This is a genomic window from Demequina phytophila, assembly GCF_000971135.1.
In the GTDB taxonomy this organism is placed as follows: domain Bacteria; phylum Actinomycetota; class Actinomycetes; order Actinomycetales; family Demequinaceae; genus Demequina; species Demequina phytophila.
Genome location: NZ_BBLW01000001.1, coordinates 423,551 through 447,017, shown reverse-complemented (window position 1 = coordinate 447,017; position 23,467 = coordinate 423,551). Strand labels below are relative to the sequence as shown.

The 23,467-nt window shown below is 72.0% G+C and carries 25 protein-coding genes; 11 read left to right on the top strand and 14 right to left on the bottom strand.

Translation table 11 applies throughout. The features are described from left to right. Positions 1–134: 134 nt before the first annotated feature. The 4 genes from AOM01_RS02180 to AOM01_RS02165 are packed head-to-tail and all read left to right on the top strand — an operon-like array spanning position 135 to position 2,336. Entirely contained in the window at positions 135–455 is a 321-nt protein-coding gene (locus tag AOM01_RS02180) for a PadR family transcriptional regulator (RefSeq protein ID WP_062288616.1), read from the top strand. After that, complete coding sequence (locus AOM01_RS02175) at positions 455–823, top strand: DUF1048 domain-containing protein (RefSeq protein WP_062288263.1); 369 nt, start codon at positions 455–457, stop codon at positions 821–823. The genes AOM01_RS02180 and AOM01_RS02175 overlap by 1 nt, the downstream gene beginning before the upstream one ends. Next, the gene (locus tag AOM01_RS02170) at positions 820–1,584 is read left to right on the top strand and encodes an ABC transporter ATP-binding protein (protein ID WP_062288260.1); all 765 of its coding nucleotides are present in this window, start codon (positions 820–822) and stop codon (positions 1,582–1,584) included. The genes AOM01_RS02175 and AOM01_RS02170 overlap by 4 nt, the downstream gene beginning before the upstream one ends. Further along, positions 1,581–2,336, top strand: a complete 756-nt coding sequence (locus AOM01_RS02165; RefSeq protein WP_062288257.1) for an ABC transporter permease — start codon at positions 1,581–1,583, stop codon at positions 2,334–2,336. The genes AOM01_RS02170 and AOM01_RS02165 overlap by 4 nt, the downstream gene beginning before the upstream one ends. Positions 2,337–2,344: 8 nt before the next feature. Here the strand turns inward: AOM01_RS02165 and AOM01_RS02160 are convergent, their stop codons facing one another. The 6 genes from AOM01_RS02160 to AOM01_RS02135 all read right to left on the bottom strand — a co-directional run bounded on the left by AOM01_RS02160 (position 2,345) and on the right by AOM01_RS02135 (position 9,036). Further along, on the bottom strand, positions 2,345–3,202 hold the full coding sequence (locus AOM01_RS02160) for a methylenetetrahydrofolate reductase (RefSeq protein ID WP_062288254.1): 858 nt from the start codon (positions 3,200–3,202) through the stop codon (positions 2,345–2,347). Positions 3,203–3,270: 68 nt separating this feature from the next. Then, complete coding sequence (ptsP, locus tag AOM01_RS02155) at positions 3,271–4,950, bottom strand: phosphoenolpyruvate--protein phosphotransferase (RefSeq protein ID WP_062288251.1); 1,680 nt, start codon at positions 4,948–4,950, stop codon at positions 3,271–3,273. Between the two features lies 1 nt (position 4,951). After that, a complete protein-coding gene (locus AOM01_RS02150) occupies positions 4,952–5,227 on the bottom strand; it encodes an HPr family phosphocarrier protein (protein WP_062288248.1) in 276 nt (91 codons plus the stop codon). Between the two features lie 31 nt (positions 5,228–5,258). Next, entirely contained in the window at positions 5,259–7,307 is a 2,049-nt protein-coding gene (locus AOM01_RS02145; protein WP_062288245.1) for a PTS fructose transporter subunit IIABC, read from the bottom strand. A 20-nt stretch (positions 7,308–7,327) separates the two neighbouring features. Beyond that, positions 7,328–8,278: a 1-phosphofructokinase gene (gene pfkB / locus AOM01_RS02140; protein WP_062288242.1), complete on the bottom strand. Its 951-nt coding sequence runs from the start codon at positions 8,276–8,278 to the stop codon at positions 7,328–7,330. Then, positions 8,275–9,036: a DeoR/GlpR family DNA-binding transcription regulator gene (locus tag AOM01_RS02135; protein WP_062288239.1), complete on the bottom strand. Its 762-nt coding sequence runs from the start codon at positions 9,034–9,036 to the stop codon at positions 8,275–8,277. The genes pfkB and AOM01_RS02135 overlap by 4 nt, the downstream gene beginning before the upstream one ends. Before the next feature lie 260 nt (positions 9,037–9,296). Here AOM01_RS02135 and AOM01_RS02130 point away from each other — a divergent pair, with 260 nt between their 5' ends. Further along, positions 9,297–10,130 carry a Bax inhibitor-1/YccA family protein gene (locus AOM01_RS02130; protein WP_082109902.1) on the top strand — a complete coding sequence of 278 codons (834 nt, stop codon included), beginning with the start codon at positions 9,297–9,299 and terminating at the stop codon, positions 10,128–10,130. A 57-nt stretch (positions 10,131–10,187) separates the two neighbouring features. Here the strand turns inward: AOM01_RS02130 and msrA are convergent, their stop codons facing one another. After that, positions 10,188–10,832 (bottom strand): peptide-methionine (S)-S-oxide reductase MsrA, encoded by a 645-nt coding sequence (msrA, locus tag AOM01_RS02125; RefSeq protein WP_062288233.1) that lies wholly within the window; start codon positions 10,830–10,832, stop codon positions 10,188–10,190. Positions 10,833–10,930: 98 nt separating this feature from the next. Here msrA and AOM01_RS02120 point away from each other — a divergent pair, with 98 nt between their 5' ends. The 3 genes from AOM01_RS02120 (at position 10,931) to AOM01_RS02110 (ending at position 14,897) form a co-directional block, all read left to right on the top strand. Next, positions 10,931–12,199, top strand: a complete 1,269-nt coding sequence (locus AOM01_RS02120) for an AI-2E family transporter (protein ID WP_062288230.1) — start codon at positions 10,931–10,933, stop codon at positions 12,197–12,199. A 9-nt stretch (positions 12,200–12,208) separates the two neighbouring features. Then, positions 12,209–13,366: a 23S rRNA (uracil(747)-C(5))-methyltransferase RlmC gene (gene rlmC, locus AOM01_RS02115; RefSeq protein WP_062288227.1), complete on the top strand. Its 1,158-nt coding sequence runs from the start codon at positions 12,209–12,211 to the stop codon at positions 13,364–13,366. A gap of 70 nt (positions 13,367–13,436) precedes the next feature. Beyond that, positions 13,437–14,897, top strand: a complete 1,461-nt coding sequence (locus AOM01_RS02110; protein WP_169746499.1) for a polysaccharide deacetylase family protein — start codon at positions 13,437–13,439, stop codon at positions 14,895–14,897. On the opposite strand, the gene greA is transcribed toward AOM01_RS02110, so the two are convergent. Next, the gene (gene greA, locus AOM01_RS02105) at positions 14,898–15,380 is read right to left on the bottom strand and encodes a transcription elongation factor GreA (protein WP_062288221.1); all 483 of its coding nucleotides are present in this window, start codon (positions 15,378–15,380) and stop codon (positions 14,898–14,900) included. A gap of 86 nt (positions 15,381–15,466) precedes the next feature. Next, positions 15,467–15,901: a DUF4307 domain-containing protein gene (locus tag AOM01_RS02100; RefSeq protein ID WP_062288218.1), complete on the bottom strand. Its 435-nt coding sequence runs from the start codon at positions 15,899–15,901 to the stop codon at positions 15,467–15,469. On the opposite strand from AOM01_RS02100, the gene AOM01_RS02095 reads away from it, so the two are divergent. Beyond that, positions 15,900–16,151 carry a hypothetical protein gene (locus AOM01_RS02095; RefSeq protein WP_062288215.1) on the top strand — a complete coding sequence of 84 codons (252 nt, stop codon included), beginning with the start codon at positions 15,900–15,902 and terminating at the stop codon, positions 16,149–16,151. The two genes, AOM01_RS02100 and AOM01_RS02095, sit on opposite strands and share 2 nt — an antisense overlap. Here the strand turns inward: AOM01_RS02095 and trhA are convergent. After that, a complete protein-coding gene (gene trhA / locus AOM01_RS02090) occupies positions 16,086–16,742 on the bottom strand; it encodes a PAQR family membrane homeostasis protein TrhA (RefSeq protein WP_228374185.1) in 657 nt (218 codons plus the stop codon). The genes AOM01_RS02095 and trhA overlap by 66 nt on opposite strands. Positions 16,743–16,818: 76 nt before the next feature. On the opposite strand from trhA, the gene AOM01_RS02085 reads away from it, so the two are divergent. Both AOM01_RS02085 and phoH2 read left to right on the top strand, forming a co-directional pair. Then, positions 16,819–17,583, top strand: a complete 765-nt coding sequence (locus AOM01_RS02085; RefSeq protein WP_062288208.1) for an isoprenyl transferase — start codon at positions 16,819–16,821, stop codon at positions 17,581–17,583. A 456-nt stretch (positions 17,584–18,039) separates the two neighbouring features. Beyond that, positions 18,040–19,359 carry an RNA 5'-3' helicase PhoH2 gene (phoH2, locus tag AOM01_RS02080; protein WP_062288612.1) on the top strand — a complete coding sequence of 440 codons (1,320 nt, stop codon included), beginning with the start codon at positions 18,040–18,042 and terminating at the stop codon, positions 19,357–19,359. Between the two features lie 68 nt (positions 19,360–19,427). Here the strand turns inward: phoH2 and AOM01_RS02075 are convergent, their stop codons facing one another. The 4 genes from AOM01_RS02075 to AOM01_RS02060 all read right to left on the bottom strand — a co-directional run bounded on the left by AOM01_RS02075 (position 19,428) and on the right by AOM01_RS02060 (position 23,411). Continuing rightward, on the bottom strand, positions 19,428–20,525 hold the full coding sequence (locus AOM01_RS02075; RefSeq protein ID WP_062288205.1) for an ABC transporter substrate-binding protein: 1,098 nt from the start codon (positions 20,523–20,525) through the stop codon (positions 19,428–19,430). Between the two features lie 71 nt (positions 20,526–20,596). Further along, the gene (locus AOM01_RS02070; protein ID WP_062288203.1) at positions 20,597–21,391 is read right to left on the bottom strand and encodes an ABC transporter ATP-binding protein; all 795 of its coding nucleotides are present in this window, start codon (positions 21,389–21,391) and stop codon (positions 20,597–20,599) included. After that, positions 21,388–22,419 carry a FecCD family ABC transporter permease gene (locus AOM01_RS02065; RefSeq protein WP_062288200.1) on the bottom strand — a complete coding sequence of 344 codons (1,032 nt, stop codon included), beginning with the start codon at positions 22,417–22,419 and terminating at the stop codon, positions 21,388–21,390. Before AOM01_RS02065 ends, AOM01_RS02070 begins: the two co-directional genes overlap by 4 nt. Beyond that, positions 22,416–23,411, bottom strand: a complete 996-nt coding sequence (locus AOM01_RS02060) for a FecCD family ABC transporter permease (protein ID WP_062288198.1) — start codon at positions 23,409–23,411, stop codon at positions 22,416–22,418. Before AOM01_RS02060 ends, AOM01_RS02065 begins: the two co-directional genes overlap by 4 nt. Between the last annotated feature and the right edge of the window lie 56 nt (positions 23,412–23,467).

The following is a 23,467-nucleotide window of genomic DNA, read 5'->3' as shown; positions in this document are numbered from 1 at the left end:
AGCTCCCCATAGCGCGCGCGGGCGGGGGGTGAGATCAGACGGTTGCGCCCCCACTATTCAGTGTTACTATCTAGTGGTAGTCAGCAACACTGAGTAGCACCGGAGGGCGCGACGTGGGCCAGCAGTCCAAGCAGATGACCGAGATGCTCAAGGGCACGCTCGAGGGGATCGTGCTCGCGCTCCTCGCGCTCGGCCCGGCGTACGGCTACGAGATCACGGCGCGCCTGCGCGAGCAGGGCTTCGTCGACATCGCGGAGGGCACCATCTACGCCCTCCTCGTGCGGCTCGAGCAGAAGGGCCAGGTCGACGTGGAGAAGGTGCCGTCCGAGAAGGGCCCGCCGCGCAAGGTGTTCACCCTCAACGCCCGGGGCCGCGCGGCGCTGGACGAGTTCTGGAGCAGCTGGGCCTTCCTCGCCGAGCGGCTCGCGCACCTCAAGTCAGAAGGAGACAAGTGATGTCCTGGATCGAGAAGCTCACGGGTCCGCTCGAGCAGAAGAGGCAGTACCGCCAGTACAAGGCGCGCCTCGCCGCGCTTCCCGCCCCGTGGCACGAGGTCGGCAAGGCGCTCGACCGCTACCTCACCTACGCGGGCATGATCACCGACGGCGACGTGCTCATGCGCATGCTCGAGGACCTCATGGACCTGCTCGAGGAGAGCGCCGCCGACGGCGCCGCCGTGCGCGCGGTGGTCGGTGACGACCCGGTGGTCTTCGTCGACGACTTCCTCGCCAACTACGAGGAGGGGCGCTGGATCGCCAAGGAGCGCGCCCGCTTCCGCGACGCCATCGCCGAGGCCGCGGGGGAGCAGGGGCCCCCCTCGTGACCGCGCCCGCCATCGAGATCCGCGGCCTCGCGAAGTCCTACGGCGACCTCGCCGTCCTCCGCGGCGTCGACCTCGACGTCGCCCCGGGCACGGTCCACGCGCTGCTCGGCTCCAACGGCGCCGGCAAGACCACGCTCATCCGCATCCTGGCGACCCTCCTGGGGGACGATGCGGGGGTCGCCCGGGTGGCGGGGCACGACGTCGCGACGTCCCCGGCCCGGGTGCGCGAGGCGATCAGCCTGACCGGCCAGTTCGCGGCCGTCGACGAGGTGCTCACCGGGCGCGAGAACCTGGTCCTGGTGGCGCGGCTGCGCCACGTCGCCGACCCGGCGACCGTCGCATCGTCCCTCCTGGAGAGGTTCGACCTCACCGACGCCGGCGACCGTCGCGTCGCGACGTACTCCGGCGGCATGGTCCGTCGCCTGGACATCGCGATGAGCCTGGTCGGGGAGCCGAGGGTGGTCTTCCTCGACGAGCCCACCACGGGGCTCGACCCCGAGGCGCGCCTCGAGGTGTGGGACGCGATCCGCGCGCTCGCCGCGGGCGGCACCACGGTGCTGCTCACCACGCAGCACATCGACGAGGCCGAGAAGCTCGCCGACCGCATCGCGATCCTCCACGAGGGCCGCATCCTCATCGACGGCACGCTCGCCGATCTCAAGGCGCTCCTGCCGCCCGCCACCGTCGAGTACGTCGAGAAGCAGCCCACGCTCGAGGAGGTCTTCCTCGCGCTGGTGGGAACCCGCAGGGAGGCGTCATGACCGCCGTCGCCGACACCGCCGTCCTCACGGGGCGCTCTCTGCGCCACATCACGCGCTCCGTCGACACCGTCGTCACCACCACGGTCATGCCGATCGCGTTCCTGCTGCTGTTCGTGTTCGTCTTCGGCGGCGCGATCGACGCGGGCACCGGGCCGTACGTCGACTACCTGCTGCCCGGGATCCTGCTCATCACCGTGGCGTCCGGCGTCGCGTACACGGCGTACCGGCTGTTCCTCGACCTGCAGGGCGGCATGGTGGAGCGGCTCCAGTCGATGCCGATCGCACGGTCCTCGGTGCTGTGGGCGCACGTGCTCACGTCGCTGGTCGCGAACTTCGCCTCGCTCGCGGTGGTGGTGCTCGTGGCGGTCGCGATGGGCTTCCGCTCCGGCGCGAGCGTGGGCGCGTGGCTCGCCGTCGCGGGGATCCTCGCGCTGTTCACCCTCGCGCTCACGTGGCTCGCGGTCATCGCGGGCGTGACCGCCACCAGCGCGGATGGCGCGGGTGCGTTCTCCTACCCGCTGATCCTCCTGCCGTTCATCAGCTCGGCCTTCGTGCCCACGGAGTCGATGCCGGGCCCGGTCGGCTGGTTCGCCGAGCACCAGCCCGTGACCGCGATCGTCGACGCGATCCGCGCGCTGCTCACGGAGCAGCCCGTGGGATCCGACGTCTGGGTCGCGCTCGCGTGGGTGCTCGGCATCCTCGCGCTCGCCTGGGCGCTCGCGATGCGCGCCTACCGGCGCAGGCTCGGGTAGGGGCGGGGTCAGGGCCGCTCGGCCGGCACCGCGGAGGCGCGCGCCTCCCGAGTCCACGCGATGGCCGCGTCGAGCGTGCCGAACGTGAACAGGTGCAGGCGTACCTCGCCGTGGCGGTCAGCGAGCCGCGACGCGAGCTCGGCGACGAACCGGTCGGGGCCCGCCGTGCCCACCAGCGAGGCGAGCGAGAAGCCGTACTTGCGCGCGATGCCGGCGGACGTGGACACGCCGCAGCGGCGCGCGAACGCGACCAGGCGGCGCACGCCGGCGGGGCCGGGGATGCCCACCCGGATCGGCAGGTCGATGCCGAGCTCGCGCACGCGGTCGATCCACGCGACCACGGCGTCCACGTCGAACGAGAACTGCGTGGTGATCGAGCCCGCGAGGCCCTGGTCCGCGATCTCCGCCGCCTTGTCGCGCAGGGAGGCGAGGAGGGCATCGTCCCCGATCGCGGGGTGACCCTCGGGATAGCCGGTGATGCCCACCTCGGCGACGCCGGCCTCGGGCAGCAGGCCCGTGCGGAGGATGTCGAGCGCGGAGCCGTACGGCCCCGCGGCCTCGCGCGGGTCGCCGCCCACCAGGAACAGGCGCTCGTGGGCGCCGTGCGCGCGCAGCCCGTCGAGCGTGGCGCGCAGCTCCGAGGCGGACGCGAGGCGTCGGGCCGCGATGTGGGGGACCGGCACCAGCTCCGCGCGGGCGGCGGCGGAGGCGGCCTCGCGGCGTTCCGCGGCACCCTCGGTGCCCAGGTGCGTGATGCTCACCCGCGTGCCGGCCGCGAGGTCCCCCGCGTGGGAGACGAGCACGGGCGTGTCACGGGCGGTGATCTCGAGGGACAGGTCCTCGAGGAGCGTGGCGGTCCGGTGCAACGACGGGCCTCCTTCGGTCCGTTGAAGCAGAGAATCTGCACCCAGTGTACGCGGACCGCCTCGCCTCCCTACAGGACGGACGTCAGCTCCTCGCTGGCCGCGGCCCGCACGGCGTCGCGCGCGTCGCCCGCGGACCGGGCGCTCAGGGCAGCCGCCGCCAGCGCCTGGCACTCCTCGAGCGTGTGGAGCGACAGCGCGAGACGCACCGCCGGCACCTTCGAGGGCGCCATCGACAGGCTCGACACCCCGAGCCCGGCGAGCACCAGTGCCAGCAGCGGGTCGCCCGCGGACTCGCCGCACACGCCCACCGGCTTGCCGGTCTCCGCGCCACCCGCGCACGCGGCGGCGACCACGTCGAGAACGGCGGGCTGCCACGGGTCGAGCAGGTCGGACAGCGCGCCCTCCATGCGGTCCGCGGCCATCGTGTACTGCGCGAGGTCGTTGGTGCCGAGCGATCCGAAGTCCACCTCGGCGAGCACGTGACGCGAGCGCAGCGCCGCCGCGGGCACCTCGATCATCACGCCCGCCTTGGGCAGGCCGGCGGCGCGCACCCGGGACGCGAACCACGCCGCCTCGTCCGCGGTCGCCACCATGGGCGCCATCACCCGCACGTCCGCGCCGGTGTCGCGCGCGGCGATCGCGAGCGCCTCGAGCTGCGAGTCGACCAGCTCGGGGCGCGCCTGGCACAGCCGCAGGCCCCGGCGGCCGAGCGCGGGGTTCTCCTCCTCGCCCAGGTGCGCGAACGCGAGCGGCTTGTCGGCGCCCGCGTCGAGCGTGCGGACCACGACGCGTCGGGCGCCGAAAGGCTCCAGCACCTTGCGATAGACGTCCGCCTGCTCCTCGACGGTCGGCATGGTCTGCGCGGACAGGTAGACGAACTCCGTACGGAACAGCCCGACGCCCTCGACGTCCTGGGCGCCCGCGGCCACCGCATCGTCCACCCCGCCGATGTTGGCGAGCAGCGCGACGGCGTGGCCGTCGCGCGTCGCCCCCGGGCCGGACACGGCCGCCAGTGCGGCGGTGCGGCGCTCGCGCCGCACCCGCTGCTCCTCGAGCAGCGGGAGGTCGGGGTCGATCGTGACGGAGCCGGCGTCGCCGTCGACGGCGACCGTGGTGCCCGCGGCGATCGACGTCGCATCGGGCAGCTGCACCACCGCGGGGATGCCCATCTGCGCGGCGAGGATCGCCGTGTGCGACGTACGCCCGCCCGCCTCGGTCACGATCGCGACCACGCGGGTGCGGTCGAGCGCGGCGGTCTCCGCAGGGGCCAGGTCGAGCGCGACGATCACCGAGGGCTCGGTGAGTGCCGGCACGCCCGGCGCGGGCACGCCGAGCACCGCCGCGACGGCCCGGGAGCCCACGTCGCGCAGGTCGGTGACGCGCTCCGCGAAGTAGCCGCCGAGCGCCTCGAACTGCGCGGCGTACTCCTCGACTGCCGCGTCGATCGCGTGAGCGGGGCCCAGGCCCGCGCCCACGTGCTTGCCGGCGGCCTTCGCGAGGCCCTTGTCGCGGGCGATCAGCGCGGTCGCCTTGAGGATGGGCGCGGCGTGCTCGTCGGCCGCCGCGGCCCGCTCGTCGAGGTCCGCCGCGACCGCGGCGAGCGCTTCGAGCACCAGGTCGGTGGCGGCACCCGCGTCGGCGGGCGCGGGCTCGTCGGCCGGGGGCCGGACCGGCGGTGCGACCTGCACCACCGGCCCGACCGCCGTGCCCGGGCTGACGCCGACTCCGTGACGGGTGTCGCCGGACATGTCAGCCCTCCTCGGCGTCCAGGTCGCGGGACAGGAGCGCGACGAGGGTCTCGAGAGCGGCGTCGGCGCCGTCGCCGTCGGCGGTGAGGACGACCTCCTCGCCGTGCTTGGCGCCCAGGGCCATCACGCCCAGGATGCTGGTGGCGTCGACGGCGTCCTCGCCGGCTCGGCCGATCTCGACGTCCAGGCCGGTCTCCTGCGCGGCCTCGACGAAGAGGGCTGCGGGGCGGGCGTGCAGGCCCACGGACGATGCGATGGTGACGGTGCGCTGTGCCATGTCGGTTCTCCTTGGCTGGGGTGGGGGGTGATCAGACGGTCGCGACGGCGTCGACGGTCTCGAGCTTCTTGTCGCGCGACTTGAGGACGAGGACGATCGCGGTCATCAGGGCGACGCCGGCCGCGAGGGCGACGAGGAACCACAGGAACCCGCCCATGAGGGGGAGCACCCAGATGCCGCCGTGCGGGGCGCGGAGCGTGACGCCGAAGACCATGACCAGGCCGCCGGTGAGCGCCGAGCCGAGCACCGAGGACACGATGACGCGGACCGGGTCGGCGGCCGCGAACGGGATCGCACCCTCCGAGATGAACGAGGCGCCCAGCAGCCAGGCCGCCTTGCCGTTCTCGCGCTCGGGCTCCGAGAAGAGCTTCGGGCGCAGCGTGGTGGCGAGCGCCATCGCGAGCGGGGCGACCATGCCGGCCGCCATGACGGCCGCCATGATGGTGAGGGCCGGGGCGTCGGTGGCCGTGCCGGCCGCGGCGAGGCCCGCGGTGCCGAAGAAGTACGCGACCTTGTTGACCGGGCCGCCGAGGTCGAAGCCCATCATCGCGCCGAGCACCAGGCCGAGCACGAACGCGGAGCCGCCCTGGAGGCTGGTGAGCCAGCTGTTGAGGCCGTCGGACAGCGACGCGATCGGGCGGCCCAGCACGGTGATGAACAGGCCGAGCGTGATGAGGCTCGACAGCAGCGGGATCACGACCACCGGCATGACGCCGCGGACGCCCTTGTGGACCTTCCAGCTCGCGATCCACTTCGCGACGAGCCCGCCGAGGACACCGGTGACGATGCCGCCGAGGAAGCCCGCTCCCATGGTCGCAGCGATCGAGCCGCCCACGATGCCGGGCACCAGGCCCGGGCGGTCCGCGATGGCGAACGCGATGAACCCGGACAGGATCGGGACCAGGAACCCGAACGCCGCGCCGCCGATGACGAACATCAGCGCCGCCCAGCTGGTGAGCGACAGCACGTCGAAGTGCTGGGCGATGTTGTAGGCGTCGTCCGAGGTGAGGTTGTACTGCGTGATCTCGATGGGTCCGTTGTCGCCCAGAGCGATCTGCGACAGCATGAACGACAGCGCGATGAGGATGCCGCCCGCGGCGACGAACGGGATCATGTAGCTCACGCCCGTCATCAGCCACTGGCGGATCTGGGTGCCGATGCCCGCCTTGGAGTCGACCTTGGTGGCGAGGCCGCCGGAGGCCGCCGCGGCGGGGACGGCGGTGGAGGCGGCGGGGTTGGTCCTCCACTCGGAGGCCTTCGCTACCGCCTGCGAGATGAGCGCGGGGCCGTCGGAGATGGCCTTCTTCACGCCCACGTCGACGATCGGCTTGCCCGCGAAGCGCTCGGCGTTCCGCACCTCGACGTCGTGCGCGAAGATCACGGCGTCCGCGGCGGCGATCTGCTCGGGGCTCAGCGGCGTCGCGCCGGCGGAGCCCTGCGTCTCCACCACCATCGTGTGGCCCGCGTCCTTCGCCGCGCGCTCGAGCGCCTCGGCGGCCATGTAGGTGTGCGCGATGCCGGTGGGGCAGGACGTCACGCCCACGAGGGTGAGGGACGATGCCGGGGCGGGCTCGGGCGACGGCGTCGCCTCGGGTGCCACGGCGGCAGGTGCGGGCGTCGGTGCGGGGGTGACGACCACGTCGCCCACCTCGGCCTCGACGATCGCGACCACCTCGGCCTGCGTGGTGGCGGCACGGAGCGCGCCGGTGAACTCCTTCTTCATGAGGGCCTTCGCGAGCTTGGGAAGCACCTTCATGTGGGCGTCGGACGCGCCCTCGGGCGCGGCGATGAGGAACACGATGTCCGCCGGGCCGTCCTTGGCGCCCCAGTCGATGCCGTGGGTGCGGCCGAACGCGAGCGTGGGCTCGGTGATCGCCGCGGAGCGGGCGTGGGGGATCGCGATGCCGCCGGGCAGGCCGGTGGGCATGGTCTCCTCGCGCTTGCGGACGTCGGCGAGGAACGCCTCGAGGTCCGTGCATCGGCCACTGGCGGCGAGGGTCTCCGCCAGCGCGCGCGTGGCGTCGTGACGGTCGGTCGCGCCCAGGTCGAGGACGACCTGCTGCTCATGGATGAGTGACATGGGGGTGTTCCTTTCTCGGGTCAGCGCTGACCCAGCGCCAGCGACGCCGGCGGATTGTGCGAGAGGTCCACGCGGATGTCGCGGACGTCGGCGGGGGAGGGGACGCGGCTGCCAGGGAGGGTGACGGCCGCGGCCCCCCAGGCGACGCCCTCGGCGAGGGCGTCGGCGGCGGGGACGGGACGGGAGAGGCCGTGGAGCAGGCCCGCGAGCATGCAGTCGCCGGCTCCGACGGTGGAGACTGCGGCGGCGATGGTGGCGCGTGCGTGCACCGCCTGATCGGCGGTGACGAGCAGCGCTCCGTCGCCGCCGAGGCTGACGGCCACGGTCGGGATGCCGCCCGCGACCAGGTCGAGTGCGGCGGCCCGGACGTCGCCCAGAGTCGGCAGCGGGTGGTCGACGAGCTCGGCGAGCTCCTCGTGGTTGGGCTTGATGAGGTCGGGCCGTGCGGCGACCGCGGCGGCGAACGGCGCGCCGGAGCTGTCGATCGCCACCTTGGTGCCCGCCGCGCGGGCACGTGCCACCAGCAGTGCGTAGAGGTCCTCGGGCGCACCCGGCGGGAGGCTGCCGCAGCCCACGACCCACGTGGCGAAGGCGGCAGCGTCGACGGTGGCGTCGAACAGCGACTCGACCTCGGCGGGGGACAGCTCGGGTCCGGGCTCGTTGAGCTTGGTGGTGGTGCCGTCGGGCTCGAGGACGGAGATGTTCATGCGCGCGGCGCCCGCGATCGGCACGGAACGGCGCGGCACGCCGGCGCCGTCGAGGAGCTCCTCGAGCAGGCGACCCTCGGGCCCGCCGACCGGGAGGACCGCGACGGCGTCGCCACCCTGCGCGGTGATGGCCCGGGCGACGTTGACGCCCTTGCCGCCGGCGTCGACGCGCACGCCGCCCGCGCGGTGGACCTCGCCGCGGAGCAGGGCGTCGACGGTGATGGCGCGATCGACGCTCGGATTGGGGGTGAGCGTGACGATCATGCCGTCACCACCTCGGGCCCGGCGGCGCGCAGCTCCTCGGCCACGTCGTCCGCGAGGTCGGCATCGGTGACCACCAGGTCGACCTCCTCGAGCGTCGCGAAGCGATGCAGGTGGTCGTCGCCCGCCTTGGACGAGTCCGTCGCCACCACCACGCGCCGCGCCGCGTTGACCATGGCCCGCTTGGCCTCGGCCTCCGCCTGGTCCGGGGTGGTGAGGCCACGCGCGGCGGAGATGCCGTTGGTGCCGATCACCGCGACGTCGACCACGACGCCCTCGAGCGCGGCCGCTGCCCACTCGCCCACTGCGGCGCCGGTGACGCCGCGGACGCGGCCGCCGATGACGTACAGGTCGATCCCGGGGCGTCCCGCGAGGGCGGACGCGGCGGGGATCGAGTTGGTGATGACGGTGAGGTCGATGTCGACCGGCAGCAGGTCGACGAGCGCCTGCGTGGTCGAGCCGGAGTCGAGGAGCACGGTGCCGCCGGCGGGGATCTCGGCGAGCACGCGGGCGGCGATGCGGCGCTTGACGTCCACGCGGGTCGCAGAGCGCGACGCGAGGGTGGGCTCGCTCTCGAGGCGCTCGACGGGGATCGCGCCGCCGTGGACGCGGCGCAGGGAGCCGCGCTGCTCGAGGACGGTGAGGTCGCGGCGGATGGTCTCGGGGGTGACGGCGAGGGCGTCGGCCAGCGCGGCCACCTCGACACGGCCCGCGGTGCGCGCCTCCGCCAGGATGCGCTGCTGTCGCTCCGTCGCGTACATGTGACTCCCTCGTCCGGACCACGGTGGCCTGATTCCCACAGGAAACCACAGAACCAAAGACAAAGCAACACAAACAAACAAACCCGGACTTTGCGCCTCCCGACACGCCGCATCGTCCCGGCGAGGTCCGTTGCAGGTGTCAGGCGGGGACCAGGAGGGTGCAACAGGCGGGGACCCTGGGACGTTGGGTCTACGACCCCTCCTGTCGGTGGCGCCCGGCCCCCGTCTAGACTGGACGGGTCGCCCACTGAGGAGGAAACGTGGCAAGTCCGGTGTTCAGCAACACCCAGCAGTTCAAGGCCGACCCCCTGCTCGCACAGCCGAGCGCCGCCGACCTGGAGCAGCAGTACCAGGCGCCGGCCGGCACCCCCGGATACGTGTCCGGCGAGCGGATGTCGTACTCCGGCGTGATCGGAAAGTCGGCCGGCGTCGGTCTCGTCACGATCGTGATGGGCGCCGTCGGCTACGTCATGGCCGGCCAGTCGGCCGCCGCATACATGCTCGCGATGGGCTCGGGCCTCGTCGCCTTCGTCATCGCGATGATCGCGACGTTCCAGCGCAAGGGCGCGAACCCCGCGCTCGTGCTCCTGTACGGCGTCGCGCAGGGCTTCTTCCTCGGCGCGATCACCGTCGGCATCGAGACCAGCTTCGACGTTCCCGGCGCGGGCCTCCAGGCGCTGGTCGCGACCGCGATCACCTTCCTGGTCTGCTTGGCGCTGTTCCGCTCCGGCAAGGTGCGCTACACGTCGAAGCTCCGCAAGGTGTTCCTCATCGGCGCCGTGTCCTACCTGGTCTTCGGCCTGGTGAACCTCGGCTACCTGATCTTCAGCGACAACGCTCAGGGCTTCGGGCTCTACAGCAACGAGATCACCATCGGTGGCTTCACGTTCCCGCTCGGCATCCTCATCGGCGCCGTCGCGATCCTGCTCGCGTGCATCTCGCTGATCGGCGACTTCGACTTCATCGAGAACGGTGTCAAGAGCGGCGCCCCCAAGGCGCTCGAGTGGACGGCGGCCTTCGGCCTCATCGTCACCCTCGTGTGGCTCTACATCGAGTTCCTGCGCATCATCGCGCTGCTGTTCTCGAACCGCTGACCCGTACGCACGAACGCCCCGACCGCAAGGTCGGGGCGTTCGTCGTTCTCGGGGCTCTCAGGCGTAGCTGACCTGGCAGAAGCCGTGGTTGCAGTAGCCGCCCGGGTTCTTGTGGAGGTAGCCCTGGTGGTAGTCCTCCGCGTAGTAGAACACCCCGTCGCCGGCGTCGGCGGCGGGCGCGATCTGCGTCGAGATGGTCCCGAACGCCTCCGCCGTGAGCTTCTCCTGATACCGCTCGCTCGAGGCGTGCGCGGCCTCGAGCTGCGCGTCCGTGGTCGCGAAGATCGCGCTGCGGTACTGCGTGCCGATGTCGCCGCCCTGGCGGTTCGGGGTGGTCGGGTCGTGGTTCTCCCAGAAGGCCGCGAGCAGCGTCTCGAGCGACACCTGCGCGGGGTCGTAGACCACCTGCACGGTCTCGGTGTGACCCGTGAGCGAGGTGCAGGTCTCCTGGTAGTTCGGGTTCCGGGTCCAGCCACCCATGTAGCCGACGGCCGTCGAGTACACGCCCGGCGTCTGCCAGAAGATGCGCTCCGCGCCCCAGAAGCAGCCCATCGCGACGTACAGCACCTCGTGCCCCTCGGGCCACGGGCCCTTGAGCGGCGTGCCGAGCACCACGTGGCGGTCCGCGATCTGCATCTCGGCGTCGCGACCCGTGAGGGCCTCGTCCGGCGTGATCATGGTGGTCTTGTCGATTCCGAGCATCAGCGCTCCCTTCCGGTTGACGAACGCCCCCGCGCCCGGTTCTGTTCCTCGAGGTCGCGGCTCGCGACGAGGCACGATGCGCGCGCTAGGCTCGCGTCATGCCTCCTTCGGAGCCCGAGGGCACACCAGAGTACGACTCCGCGCCCACCGATGTCGTGGCGGAGAACGTCCCCGTCTGGCTGCGCATCTCTGCCGCCTGGTCGTGGCGGCTGATCGTCGTCGGGATCGTCATCTTCGTGTTCTTCACGGGATTCACCACGCTCGCGTCGATCGTGCTGCCGGTGATCATCGCGCTCCTCATCGCCGCCCCGCTCGAGCAGCTGGTGAGTCGGCTCGCGAAGTGGGGGCTGCCGCGCACGGCGGGCGCCGCGCTCGCGATCATCGCGCTCATCACCGTGGTGGTGGGTCTCGCCGTCGCGGCCGGGTCGTCGATCGTCGCCGGTTTCTCCGACCTCCAGGAGGCGGCGGTCAAGGGCTTCAACCAGTTCCTCGACTGGCTGGTCCAGGGTCCGATCCACCTGGAGCGCGCGCAGATCGACGATGGCCTGAAGAACCTCACCCAGACCATCCAGGACAACGCGTGGGGCGTCGCGACCGGCGCGTTCTCCGTGACCGGCGCGATCGGATCGCTGTTCGCCGGGTCGATCGTGGCGCTGTTCTCGCTGTTCTTCTTCATGAAGGACGGCCGGGCGCTGTGGCTGTGGTTCGTGAAGCTGCAGCCGACGCGCCGCGGCGAGCGCATGGACCGCGCGGGCATGAGCGCATGGCTCACGCTGCGGCGCTACACCGAGACGAGCGTGTTCGTCGCGTTCATCGACGCCGTCGGCATCGGCCTGGGCGCGTGGATCCTCGGCCTGCCGCTCGCGCTGCCGATCGCGATCTTCGTGTTCCTGCTGTCGTTCATCCCGCTGTTCGGTGCGACCATCTCGGGCGCGATCGCGGTGGCCGTCGCGCTGGTCGACGGCGGCACCACCAAGGCGCTCATCATGCTCGGGATCGTGCTGCTGGTGCAGCAGATCGAGGGCAACGTGCTGTACCCGTGGCTGTTCGGCAAGGCCGCGTCGCTGCACCCGCTGGTGATCCTGCTGTCCGTCGCGACCGGCACTCTGCTCCTGGGCCTCGTGGGCGCCGTGATCGCCGTGCCGATCGTGTCCTTCTTCTACGCGTTCGCGCGGTCCCTCCACGACCAGCTGCGGACCGAGGAGCCGCCCGACACCGGTCAGATCCTCACCGAGCATCCGCGCGAGGCGCTCAAGCGTGCCCGCGACGTCATCGCGCGCACCGGCGAGATCCGCATCCGCCGCCACCCCCACGACGAGCACGCGGACGACCACCCGCACGGGGACGGCGACCGCCCCGGAGCCTAGACTTGCCTGGTGCAGTGCGCGTACTACGACTCGAACACGTGCAGGTCCTGCACCCTCATCCCCGTGCCCCACGCGCAGCAGGTCGCGACCAAGCAGGCCGAGCTCGAAGCGCTGCTGCGCGATGCGATGGGTGACCGCGCCGCGTCGATCGCATGGGACGCACCGCTCATCAGCGCCGAGCAGGGCTTCCGCACCAAGGCCAAGATGGTGGTCGGCGGCACCGTGGACGCGCCGACCATCGGGATCCTCGACGCGCACGGCCGGGGCGTCGACCTGCGAGACTGCCCGCTCTACCCCGAGCCGCTCGCCGCATCGTTCCCCGCGCTCGCCGTCTTCATCCACGTGGCGCGGCTGGTCCCGTACGACATCCCCGCGCGCAGCGGCGAGCTCAAGCACGTGATCGTCACGCTCGCCCCGAACGGCGAGCTCATGGCACGCCTCGTGATGCGCTCCACCGAGGCGCTCGCGCGCATCCGCAAGCATCTGCCGTGGCTGCTCGAGGAGCTCCCGCACCTCGCTGTGCTCACGCTCAACGTGCTGCCCGAGCACAAGGCCGTGCTCGAGGGCGACCGCGAGATCGTGCTCACCGACCGCGACTCCCTGGAGATGGGTCTCGGCGACGTGGTGCTTCACCTGCGCCCCCAGAGCTTCTTTCAGACCAACACCGCCATCGCGACCGAGCTCTATGCGCAGGTGGCCGGGTGGGTGGACGATGCGGCACCCGGCCTGGTCTGGGACCTCTACTGCGGGGTGGGGGGCTTCGCGCTGCACTGCCTCGCGGACGGCAGGGCGGTGGTGGGCGTCGAGTCGAGCGAACAGGCAGTCGAGAGCGCGCGGACCAGCGCCGACGAGCTCGCGCGGGAGGGTCGCGCGGGCGCGGACGATGCGCTCTTCATCGCCGCGGATGCCACCACCTGGGCGCGCGAGCAGTCCGCGGTGCCCGACGCCGTGATAGTCAACCCGCCGCGCCGGGGGATCGGGTCGGACCTCGCCGGCTGGCTCGAGGAGTCGGGCACGGGGACCGTGGTGTACTCGAGCTGCAACGCGATCACGCTCGCGCGCGACCTCGCCGCGATGCCGTCGCTGACCCCGGTCCGGGGGCGTCTGCTCGACATGTTCCCGCACACCACGCACTACGAGGCCGTGGTGCTGCTGCGGCGTGGATGATCCCGCGCACCGTCGCGTGCTGTGGTTCGCTGGGCGCATGCCTGGTACGGAGGTGTCCTCGCGAGCGGTCGTGACCCTTGTAGCCCTGCTCCTCGGCGTGACGGCGTGCGCCGGCGGCACCGATGCTCCCTCGCCGACGCCCTCGCCTGCGGAAGGCTCGGCGACGGCCGCGCCCTTCGTCGCGCCCGAGCTGGCCACGGTCGAGCCCGTCATGGTCGACGGGCTCGACGTCGAGGTGACGGAGAGCCTCGCGGACACCGGGTACGTGTACGTGGCCGTCCCCACGTTCCCCGACGCCCCTGACATCACGCAGCTGCTGCGCGACCAGATCCAGGGGCGCCTCGACGCCTTCCAGCAGTTCGAGGTCCCCGACGACGAGGACGTGAAGCCCGAGCTCACCGTGTCGTGGAGGCTCGTGGGCGCCTCGCCCGCGGTGGTCGGCGTGAGGCTCGCCGCGGCCGAGGCCGGCGGCGCCACGTTCGACGGCAGCGCTCAGACCGTCTGGATCGACCTCGAGACACGCGAGGCGCGTCCGGTCGCCGACCTGATCGAGGCGGACGCCGTCCCCGAGCTGCTCGACCGGATCCTGGCGGCGGGGGAGGCCGACCCGCGCATCGACAACCAGATGCTGCACGACCAGATGGACGGCGAGCTCGAGGCGTTCGACGCCGTCGCGTTCACGCGCGAGGGCGACCTCTGGGTCGAGTTCGACCGCGCGCAGGTCGCGACCAGCACTCAGCCTGTCGCCGTCGCGGTGGATGCGGACGGACTGCTGTCGCCGTTCGGCGAGGCCGCACGCGACGCGGCCCTCGAGCCCTCCGACCCCGCGATCGCGCCCGCGCCGTCGCCGTCGCCCACCGCCGCGCCCGTGACCACCCCGACCGCCGCATCGTCCCTCCAGACCCAGGCGCTCGCGGGTGACACGGACTGCACGGTCGAGCAGTGCATCGCGCTCACCTTCGACGACGGGCCGGTCGCGGCCACCATGGACCTGCTCGACGCGCTGGCGGAGCGCGGGGCGAAGGCCACCTTCTTCATGGTGGGGCAGAACGTGGCCGCCAACCCCGACGTGGTGCGCCGCATCGCGGACGAGGGCCATGCGCTCGGCAACCACACGTGGGACCATCCGCAGCTGACCCGCCTCGACGCGGACAGCATCCGGCAGGAGATCGAGAGCACGTCGGACGCGATCGAGGACGCGACGGGGGTGCGGCCGAGCCTGCTACGACCGCCCTATGGCGCGACGGACGATGCGGTCGCCGGCGTCGCGGCCGACCTGGGCATGGCGCAGATCCTGTGGGACGTCGACCCGGAGGATTGGAAGGACCGCGACGCGGGGACGGTGCACCAGCGCGTGGTCGACGCCGCGCACCGCAACGCGATCGTGCTGTCGCACGACATCCACGACACCACGCGCGCCGCGTACCCGGCCATCATCGACGATCTCATCGCGGCCGGCTACACGCTGGTGACCGTTCCGGACCTGCTCGACGATCTCGAGCCGGGGGCGCGTTACTTCAACGGCGACTAGTCAGCCGCCGAACGGCTCCGCGTCGACCACCTTGACGGAGATCTCGTTGCCGTTGGGTGCGACATACGACGTCTCGTCGCCGGCCTTGCGGCCGATCAGCGCGGCGCCCAGGGGCGACTGCTCGCTGAAGACGTCGAGGTCGGTGCCGTCGGCGATCTCGCGGGAGCCGACGAGGAACTTCATCGCGCGGCCCATCACCTCCGCCGTGACGACGGTGCCGGACGCGATGGTGCCGTCGAACGTCGCCTCGCCCACCTGGGCGGTCTCGAGCTTGTGGCGCAGCTCCTGGATGCGGGCCTCCATCTTGGCCTGCTCGTCGCGGGCCGCGTGGTAGCCGCCGTTCTCCTTGAGGTCGCCCTCCTGGCGGCGCTCGTCGATCTCCTTGGCGATCTCGACGCGCCCGATGTTCACCAGGTGGTCGTACTCCGCTTGGAGACGGTCGAACGCCTCCTGGGTCAGCCAGGTTCCGGTGGTCTCGGTCACGGTGATCTGCCTCCTCGTGTGACAAGGTGTGCCACCTTACCAAGGGCCCTGCCAGGGACCCAAGCGCGGTGGCCCGTGTCACACGGTCAGGAGACCGGCTCGCAGTACTGCACCTGCGCGGTCGTGGCCTCCTCCGTGGTGACCACCGTGGTGGTGAGGCGCTGCTCCGCGCCGTCCGCGAAGCGGATCCGCTCGGTGGTCACCCCGACCTCGGTGAAGCGCGGGTTGAGCGCGCGCACCACGCAGTCGACGTCCGTCTCGTCGTAGAGGTACACGTCGTACGTCGCCGTGATCTCGGTCGCGGACGTCACGGAGAAGCCCACGTCCTTCCACCGGACGGCCTCGTGCGACGCGACCAGCGCGTACCAGCCGACCACCGCGATGAGCGCCGCGAGACCCACGCCGACGAGCGTCCACTGGCGCGGGCTCAGGCGCGGCAGCGCTCCGGACGCGTGGTCGTCCTGCTCGGACTCGGGGATGCTCATGATGAGGCAGGATAGTCCGGTCAGAAAGGTGGACATGGCTTCAGACTTCACCGGCGGCCCGGGCTTCCTCGCCTTCGTCGTCACGTTCTCCCTCGTGGTCGCGGGCGTGCTGCTGTTCCGCTCGCTCAGCAAGCACCTGAGGAAGGTGCGCGCCCAGGCCGCGCGCGACGCCGCGGCCCGCGACGAGGCGGCCGGCGGACGGTCCCCCGAGGCCCCGGGCTCAGCCGACGGAGAAGGCGGCGAGCGAGGCGGCGACGAAGTGGCAGGCGAAGCCGGCGATCGTTAGCGCGTGGAAGATCTCGTGGAACCCGAAGTACCGCTGGGATCCACGAGGCCACTTGGTGCCATAGATGATGGCGCCCACCGTGTAGCAGAGCCCGCCGATGATGATGAGCGCGACCACGGCCGCGCCGCCCGCCTCGTAGAACGGCTTGATGAAGCCGATCGCTACCCAGCCCAGCGCCACGTAGATGGGCACGTAGAGCCAGCGGGGCGCGCCCACCCAGATCACGCGGAACAGCAGGCCCAGGATCGCGCCGCCCCACACCACCGCCAGCACGTAGACGCTCGTGGGCTTCTCGAGGAGCAGCACCGTGAGCGGGGTATACGTGCCCGCGATGATGAGGAAGATGTTGGCGTGATCCATGCGGCGCAGCACGGCCTGGGTCCGCGGCGACCAGTTCCCGCGGTGGTAGACCGCCGAGGTGCCGAACAGCATCACCGCGGTGAGCGTGAAGATCGCGAAGGAGATGCGTCCGGGAAGCGTCGGGGCGGTCGCCGTGAGGGCGAGGCCGGCGATCAGGGCGATCGGCGCCGCGCCCAGGTGGAGCCAGCCGCGCAGCAGCGGCTTACCAGGCACGGGGAGGTTCTCTGCCATGAACCTACGATACCGTAGGTTACGGGCCGGGAGTACGGTTGACGCACCGCCCGGGTGGAAGAAGGAACGCACGTCCATGGGACTCAGCTCGCTGCTGTACGGCACGTACGAGAAGCGGCTGGCGCGCACCCTCAAGAGAACCGCGAAGCCTCCCCGGCACATCGGCGTCATCCTCGACGGCAACCGCCGCTGGGCCAAGCAGGTGGGTGCGACGACTGCTCACGGCCACCAGCGCGGGGCGGACAAGATCACCGAGCTGCTCGAGTGGTCGCAGGACGCGGGCGTCGAGGTGGTCACCCTGTGGCTGCTGTCCACCGACAACCTGTCGCGCGACCCCGCCGAGCTCGCGCCGCTGCTCGAGATCATCGCGACCGCGACCGAGCGGCTCGCCGCGGACGGCCGCTGGCGCGTCCGGCACGTGGGCGACGCGTCGCTGCTGCCGCCGGAGATCTCGGCACGGATCGCGGCCGCGGTCGCGCGCTCCGCGGACGCTCCCGGGATCCACGTCAACGTGGCGGTCGGCTACGGCGGTCGGCACGAGATCGCGGAGGCCGTGCGCAGCTTCCTGCGCTCCGGCGTCGACGCGGGCCACTCGCTCGAGGAGGTCGCGGAGAGCTTCTCCGTCGAGCACATCGCCGAGCACCTCTACACCAAGGGTCAGCCGGACCCCGACCTGGTGATCCGCACGTCGGGGGAGCAGCGCCTCGGCGGGTTCCTGCTCTGGCAGAGCGCGCACTCGGAGTTCTACTTCTGCGAGGCCTACTGGCCCGACTTCCGCCACGTCGACTTCCTGCGCGCGCTGCGCGACTTCTCCCAGCGCGAGAGGCGTCTCGGACGCTGAACCCGGCCGGGGCATCGTCCCCGCACCGCCGCTCCGCCACGCCAGTCTCCACACGGGATCCCGTCTCAGGCCGGATTCTCATGGAACTCAGGGGGCATTGCCCGACCAGCAGAGGCGCAGTTGCAGATTCCGTGTGGAGACTGGTCGGGAGCGCGCGCGGAGAGACATACCCGGCCGGGGCATCGTCCCCGCAGGCAGATCGCGCACGCGCTACGAATCGGACACGCCCGAGCGCGGGTGCAGAGTTACAACTGTGTGAATTCTTCGCGGCGCGCCTCCCGAAACGGGGCCATCGGGGCGTAGCGTCGGCCTCGTGGTAACGCAACACCGTCGCATCGCTGGGATGCGAACGTAGCCAATCGCCGACAGGGCGATAGGCGCCCTGCGGCCTGAACGCTGGGAGCCCTGTTGACCACCTCGCCTGGCACCGTCCCCACCACCGCAACCGAGTCCGCCGTGCCCACGGCGGTCCGCACGTTCGTGCTGGACACCTCGGTCCTCCTCTCGGATCCGCGCGCGCTCAAGCGGTTCGCGGAGCACGCGGTGGTCCTCCCTGTGGTCGTCATCACGGAGCTCGAGGCGAAACGGCATCACCCGGAGCTCGGCTACTTCGCGCGCTCGGCGCTGCGGATGCTCGACGAGCTGCGCGTCAGCCACGGCAAGCTCGACGAGGCCGTCGCGGTCAATCCCGCGGGCGGCACGCTGCGCGTGGAGCTCAACCACACGGACCCCGAGGTGCTGCCGTCGGGCTTCCGCCTGGGTGACAACGACACCCGCATCCTCGCGGTCGCGGCCAACCTGGCGGCCGAGGGGCACGCGGTGACCGTGGTCTCCAAGGACCTCCCCATGCGTGTCAAGGCCTCGGCGCTCGGCATCGAGGCGGAGGAGTACCGCGCGGAGCTCGCGGTCGAGTCCGGCTGGACCGGCATGCGCGAGATCCAGGTCTCCGACGAGCAGATGGCGTCCCTCTGGGAGAACGAGGCGCTTCCTGCTCCCGACCCGGCCCTGGCGGGCGAGGACCTCGCGACCCTGCCGGTGCACACCGGCCTGGTCATCCACGCCGGCCGCGGCAGCGCGCTCGGCCGCGTGACCGAGGACGGCCAGGTCCGCCTGGTCCGCGGCGACCAGGAGGTGTTCGGCATCCACGGCCGCTCCGCGGAGCAGCGCATCGCGATCGACCTGCTGCTCGACGAGTCCGTGGGGATCGTCTCCATGGGCGGCCGCGCCGGCACCGGCAAGAGCGCCCTCGCCCTGTGCGCGGGCCTCGAGGCAGTGATGGAGCGCCGCCAGCACAAGAAGATCATGGTGTTCCGCCCGCTGTACGCGGTGGGCGGCCAGGACCTCGGCTACCTGCCCGGAGACGCGGCGGAGAAGATGAACCCCTGGGCCCAGGCCGTGTTCGACACGCTGGGTGCCATGGTGAGCTCCGAGGTCGTCGAGGAGGTCATGGCGCGCGGCATGCTCGAGGTGCTGCCGCTCACGCACATCCGCGGCCGCTCGCTCCACGACGCGTTCGTGATCGTGGACGAGGCGCAGTCGCTCGAGCGCAACGTGCTCCTCACGATGCTCAGCCGCATCGGTCAGGACTCGCGCGTGGTCCTCACGCACGACGTCGCGCAGCGCGACAACCTGCGCGTGGGCCGTCACGACGGCATCGCGGCGGTCATCGAGGCGCTCAAGGGCCACCCGCTCTTCGCGCACGTCACCCTCGAGCGCTCGGAGCGCTCCGCGGTGGCGGCGCTGGTGACGGACATGCTCGAGCGGCTCGACCTCTAGCCGCAGACGCGACGATGCCCGGCTCCCCTCGCGAGAGGGGAGCCGGGCATCGTGCTGTGCGGGGGCGGTCAGCCCTCCGAGGAGAACTCCACGACCTCGGTGGCGGGGTCGCCGTCGAGCGCCTGCTCGAGCATCGGCACGAACGCGTCGATCGAGTACAGGACCGAGGACGGCGAGTTCGCGAAGAACGCACCCTCGAGGATCGGGTCGGTCAGCCAGATCGAGCCGCCCTTCTCGTTGAGTCCCAGCGTGTCGAACAGCGGCAGCTTCTCGAGCTCGTCGCGCGAGTCGGGCGTGGTGGCGACCTGCCACACGATCGAGTCGAGGTCGCTCAGCACGTCGAGCTGCTCGGAGCTGATCTGCAGCCACGCGGCGTCGGTACCCTCGACGGACGCGACGTCGAGGCCCACGTTCGCGAGGAACTGATTGCGGGTGTCCGACGCGGCGTACACGAACGCCTGGCCCTCGTAGTAGCCGCCCACCTGCGACGTCTTGCCCTCCCACTCGGGGTGGGCGTCGCGGACCTCGGCGTACGCGGCGTCGATCTCCTCGATGATCGCCTCGGCCTCGTCGGTGGTGCCGGTCGCCTCGGCGAGCAGCGTGAGCTCGTCCGCGAGCGAGACGCCCCACTCGACGGTCTCGACGCCGTCGGAGCCGGTGGCCGGACGGGTGACCACGGGCGCGATGCCCGAGAGGAGGTCGTACTCCTCCTGCGTCATCGTGTGGTTCGGGTACGTCGCGACGATGAGGTCGGGCTCGAAGGACGCGATGAGCTCCGCGTCGTACGTGGTGGTGCCGGGTTCGAACAGCTCGGGCTCCGCGCCCGCCGCGATCCGGTCCTCGTCGGCCCACGGGCCCGTGCCGTTCTCGTAGCCCTGCCAGCTCACGGGCACGGCGACGGGCGCGACGCCGAGGGCGTACAGGTACTCGTGCTCGTGCGAGCCGAGCGTGACGACGCGCTGGGGCTCGGACTCGACGGTGACCTCGCCCATGACGGTGTCGAGCGTGACGGGGAACGCCGCGGCGGTCTCCTCGGCCGGGGCCGCGCTGGCGGACTCGCTGGGAGCCTCGTCGGATCCCGCGGTGGCGCAGGCGGCGAGGGTGAGGGCGGCGACGGCGGTCATGCCGATGGCGCCGGCGCGGCGCCTCGTGGTGGTGGTGAGCATCGTGTTCCTTTCGGGGTCGGGTGCCGGGTAGGCGTGGGACGTCTGGGGGAGGGCCGGGACGATGCGCGGGTTCAGCGCGCGCCGCCCGGCCCGTGGGCGGGCACCACCATCGGGGTGCCGGTGACGGGGTCGGGGATCACGCGGGCCTCGAGCGCGAACACCTCGCGGATGAGGTCCTCGGTGAACACCTCGCGCGGGTCGCCGGCCGCCGCGACCACGCCGTCGCGCATGGCGATGACGTGGTGGGCGTAGCGCGCCGCCTGGTGAAGGTCGTGGACCACCATGATGATGGTCCGGCCCTGGCGCACGTTGAGGTGGTGGAGCAGGTCCATCACGTCGTACTGGTGCGCGATGTCGAGGTAGGTGGTGGGCTCGTCGAGGATCATCAGCGGGGTGTCCTGCGCGAGCGTCATCGCGATCCAGGCGCGCTGGCGCTGGCCGCCCGAGAGCTCGTCGACCACGGCGTCCTGGATGCTGGTGAGCGCGGTCGAGTGCAGCGCGGAGGTCACCGCCATCTCGTCGGCGGCGCTCCACGGGCGCAGCACCTTCTGGTGGGGCGTGCGGCCGCGCGCGACCAGCTCCTTCACCGTGATGCCCGCGGGCGCGATCGGGGACTGGGGGAGCAGGCCCACGCGGCGCGCGACCTCGCGGGTAGGGATGCGGTGGATGTCCTCGCCGTCGAGCAGCACGGTGCCCTGCGACGGGGACAGGAGGCGCACCAGCGCGCGCAGCAGGGTGGACTTGCCGCAGCCGTTCGGGCCGACGATCGCGGTGATCCTCCCGTCGGGCACCGCGACGTCCACGCCGTGGACGATGGTGGTGTCGCCGTAGCCGATCACGGCGCCGCGGGTCTCGAGACGGGTCATGACGGACCTCCTCGCGAGGCTCGCCACACGAGCCACATCAGGTAGGGGGCGCCCACGGCGGCCGTGAAGACGCCGACGGGCAGCTGGAGGGTGGCGGGCATCGCCTGCGCCACCTGGTCCGCGGCCAGGAGCAGCAGCGCGCCCATGAGGGCGGAGGGCAGCAGCGTGACGCCCGCGTTGCGCGTGAGCCGCAGGGCGATCGCCGGAGCGACGAGCGCGATGAACCCGATGGGGCCGGTCACCGCGACGGCGCCCGCCGCGAGCAGGACCGAGCACACCGCGAGGATGCTCCGCGAGAGGCCGACGCGGACGCCCAAGGCGCGCGCCGCATCGTCCCCCATCTCCATGGTGCGGAGCGCACGGGCGTGCCACAGCACCACCGGCAGCAGGGCCGCCAGGATGACCGCGCACACGGTGACGTGCGTCCACGTGCGACCGGTGACGGAGCCCACGAGCCAGCCGAGCGCGTTGCCCGCGTCGTGGACGTCCATGCGGGTGAGCGCGTACTGGGACAGGGACTGCGCGACGAAGCCGATGCCGATTCCGGCGAGGATGAGGCGCAGCGGGACGATGCCTCGCCGCCAGGACAGCGCGAGGATGAGGGCCGCGGTGGCCAGGGCACCCACGATCGCGCCCGCCGCGGTGACCCACAGCGAGGTCGCGCCGATGAGCCAGATGGTCATGACGGCGCCGGCGCCCGCGCCCATGCTGATGCCGATGAAGTCGGGCGAGGCGAGCGGGTTGCGGGTGAGCGACTGCAGGATGGCGCCGGAGACGCCGAGCATGGCGCCCACGAGGACCGCCGTGAGCGCGCGCGGCGCGCGCACCTGGCCGACGATGAAGTCCGCCGGCGGCCCGACGGAGATCCCGACCGCGGCCCTGATCGAGTCGAGGATCGAGATGTCCGACTGACCCTGCATGAGTGCGAAGACCAGCAGCGCGGCGAGCGCCGCCAGCAGGACCAGCCCGACCGCGAAGGTGCGGCGGTGCGTCGAGATGCCGAGCGGGCCGATCCGGAGGATCCTCACAGCTCCACCACCTTCATGCGGCGGGCCATGAGCGCGAAGATGATGCCGCCGATGAAGGCGGTGGTGATGCCCACGCCGATCTCGCCGGGGGGTGCGACCACGCGCCCGACCACGTCGCACAGCAGCACGAGCGCGGCGCCGCCGAACGCGCTCACCACGACGAGCCACGGCAGCGAGGCGCCGATGAGCGCGCGGGCGAGGTGCGGGACGGCGAGGCCGACGAACACGATCGGTCCGGCGGCGGCGGTCGCGGCGGCCGCGAGCAGCGTGACGAGCACGATGATGACGGTGCGGATCGCGGCGATGTTGACGCCCAGGGCGCGGGCGGCGTCCTCGCCGAGCGCGACCGCCTCGAGCTGACGGGAGGCGATCAGGGCGGCGAGGATCGCGACGAGGACGATCGGGATCAGCGGCAGGACATCCTCCGCCTGGCGGCCCGTGAGGGAGCCCGCCACCCACATGCGGTACTGGTCGAGCGTCGACTCGTTCACCATGAGCACCGCGTACGTGATCGACGTGAGGAGCGCGGTGAGCGCAACGCCGGCGAGCGCGAGGCGCACGGGGGCGCCCGCGGCCGCGCCGCGCGCGCCGATCGCGTAGACGAGGATCGCGGCCAGGCCGGCGCCCACGAACGCGACCGGCACCTGCGCGGCGAAGCCGGTCGCGAGACCCGTGGACAGCGCGATGACCACCGCGAGCGACGCTCCGGCGTTGATGCCGAGCAGGCCCGGGTCGGCGAACGGGTTGCGCGTGAGCGACTGCATGAGCGCGCCGGCGACGCCGAGCGCGGCGCCCGCGAGCACGCCGATGACGGTCCGCGACACGCGCGTGGTCCGGACGATCAGCTGATCCTTGTCCGACGGGTCGAAGGCGGTGAGCGCGTGCCACACCGTCTCGAGGTCGATCGATCGCGCGCCGATCGCGAGCGACAGCGCGATCGCGCCGACGAGCACGAGCAGGCAGAGGCCGGCGATCGCGGCGCGCTTGCTCATTCGACTCTCCGGGCGGGACGGCGCCCTGAGGCGCGCTGGTAAGGCCCGCCTAACCT

Coding starts and splice junctions, on each gene's coding strand:
- AOM01_RS02180 (WP_062288616.1), top strand. CDS start 135: ATGACCGAGATGCTCAAGGGCACGCTCGAGGGGATCGTGCTCGCGCTC.
- AOM01_RS02175 (WP_062288263.1), top strand. CDS start 455: ATGTCCTGGATCGAGAAGCTCACGGGTCCGCTCGAGCAGAAGAGGCAG.
- AOM01_RS02165 (WP_062288257.1), top strand. CDS start 1,581: ATGACCGCCGTCGCCGACACCGCCGTCCTCACGGGGCGCTCTCTGCGC.
- ptsP (WP_062288251.1), bottom strand. CDS start 4,950: ATGTCCGGCGACACCCGTCACGGAGTCGGCGTCAGCCCGGGCACGGCG.
- AOM01_RS02150 (WP_062288248.1), bottom strand. CDS start 5,227: ATGGCACAGCGCACCGTCACCATCGCATCGTCCGTGGGCCTGCACGCC.
- AOM01_RS02145 (WP_062288245.1), bottom strand. CDS start 7,307: ATGTCACTCATCCATGAGCAGCAGGTCGTCCTCGACCTGGGCGCGACC.
- pfkB (WP_062288242.1), bottom strand. CDS start 8,278: ATGATCGTCACGCTCACCCCCAATCCGAGCGTCGATCGCGCCATCACC.
- AOM01_RS02135 (WP_062288239.1), bottom strand. CDS start 9,036: ATGTACGCGACGGAGCGACAGCAGCGCATCCTGGCGGAGGCGCGCACC.
- msrA (WP_062288233.1), bottom strand. CDS start 10,832: ATGCTCGGAATCGACAAGACCACCATGATCACGCCGGACGAGGCCCTC.
- AOM01_RS02120 (WP_062288230.1), top strand. CDS start 10,931: ATGCCTCCTTCGGAGCCCGAGGGCACACCAGAGTACGACTCCGCGCCC.
- AOM01_RS02095 (WP_062288215.1), top strand. CDS start 15,900: ATGGCTTCAGACTTCACCGGCGGCCCGGGCTTCCTCGCCTTCGTCGTC.
- AOM01_RS02100 (WP_062288218.1), bottom strand. CDS start 15,901: ATGTCCACCTTTCTGACCGGACTATCCTGCCTCATCATGAGCATCCCC.
- trhA (WP_228374185.1), bottom strand. CDS start 16,742: ATGGCAGAGAACCTCCCCGTGCCTGGTAAGCCGCTGCTGCGCGGCTGG.
- AOM01_RS02085 (WP_062288208.1), top strand. CDS start 16,819: ATGGGACTCAGCTCGCTGCTGTACGGCACGTACGAGAAGCGGCTGGCG.
- AOM01_RS02075 (WP_062288205.1), bottom strand. CDS start 20,525: ATGCTCACCACCACCACGAGGCGCCGCGCCGGCGCCATCGGCATGACC.
- AOM01_RS02070 (WP_062288203.1), bottom strand. CDS start 21,391: ATGACCCGTCTCGAGACCCGCGGCGCCGTGATCGGCTACGGCGACACC.
- AOM01_RS02060 (WP_062288198.1), bottom strand. CDS start 23,411: ATGAGCAAGCGCGCCGCGATCGCCGGCCTCTGCCTGCTCGTGCTCGTC.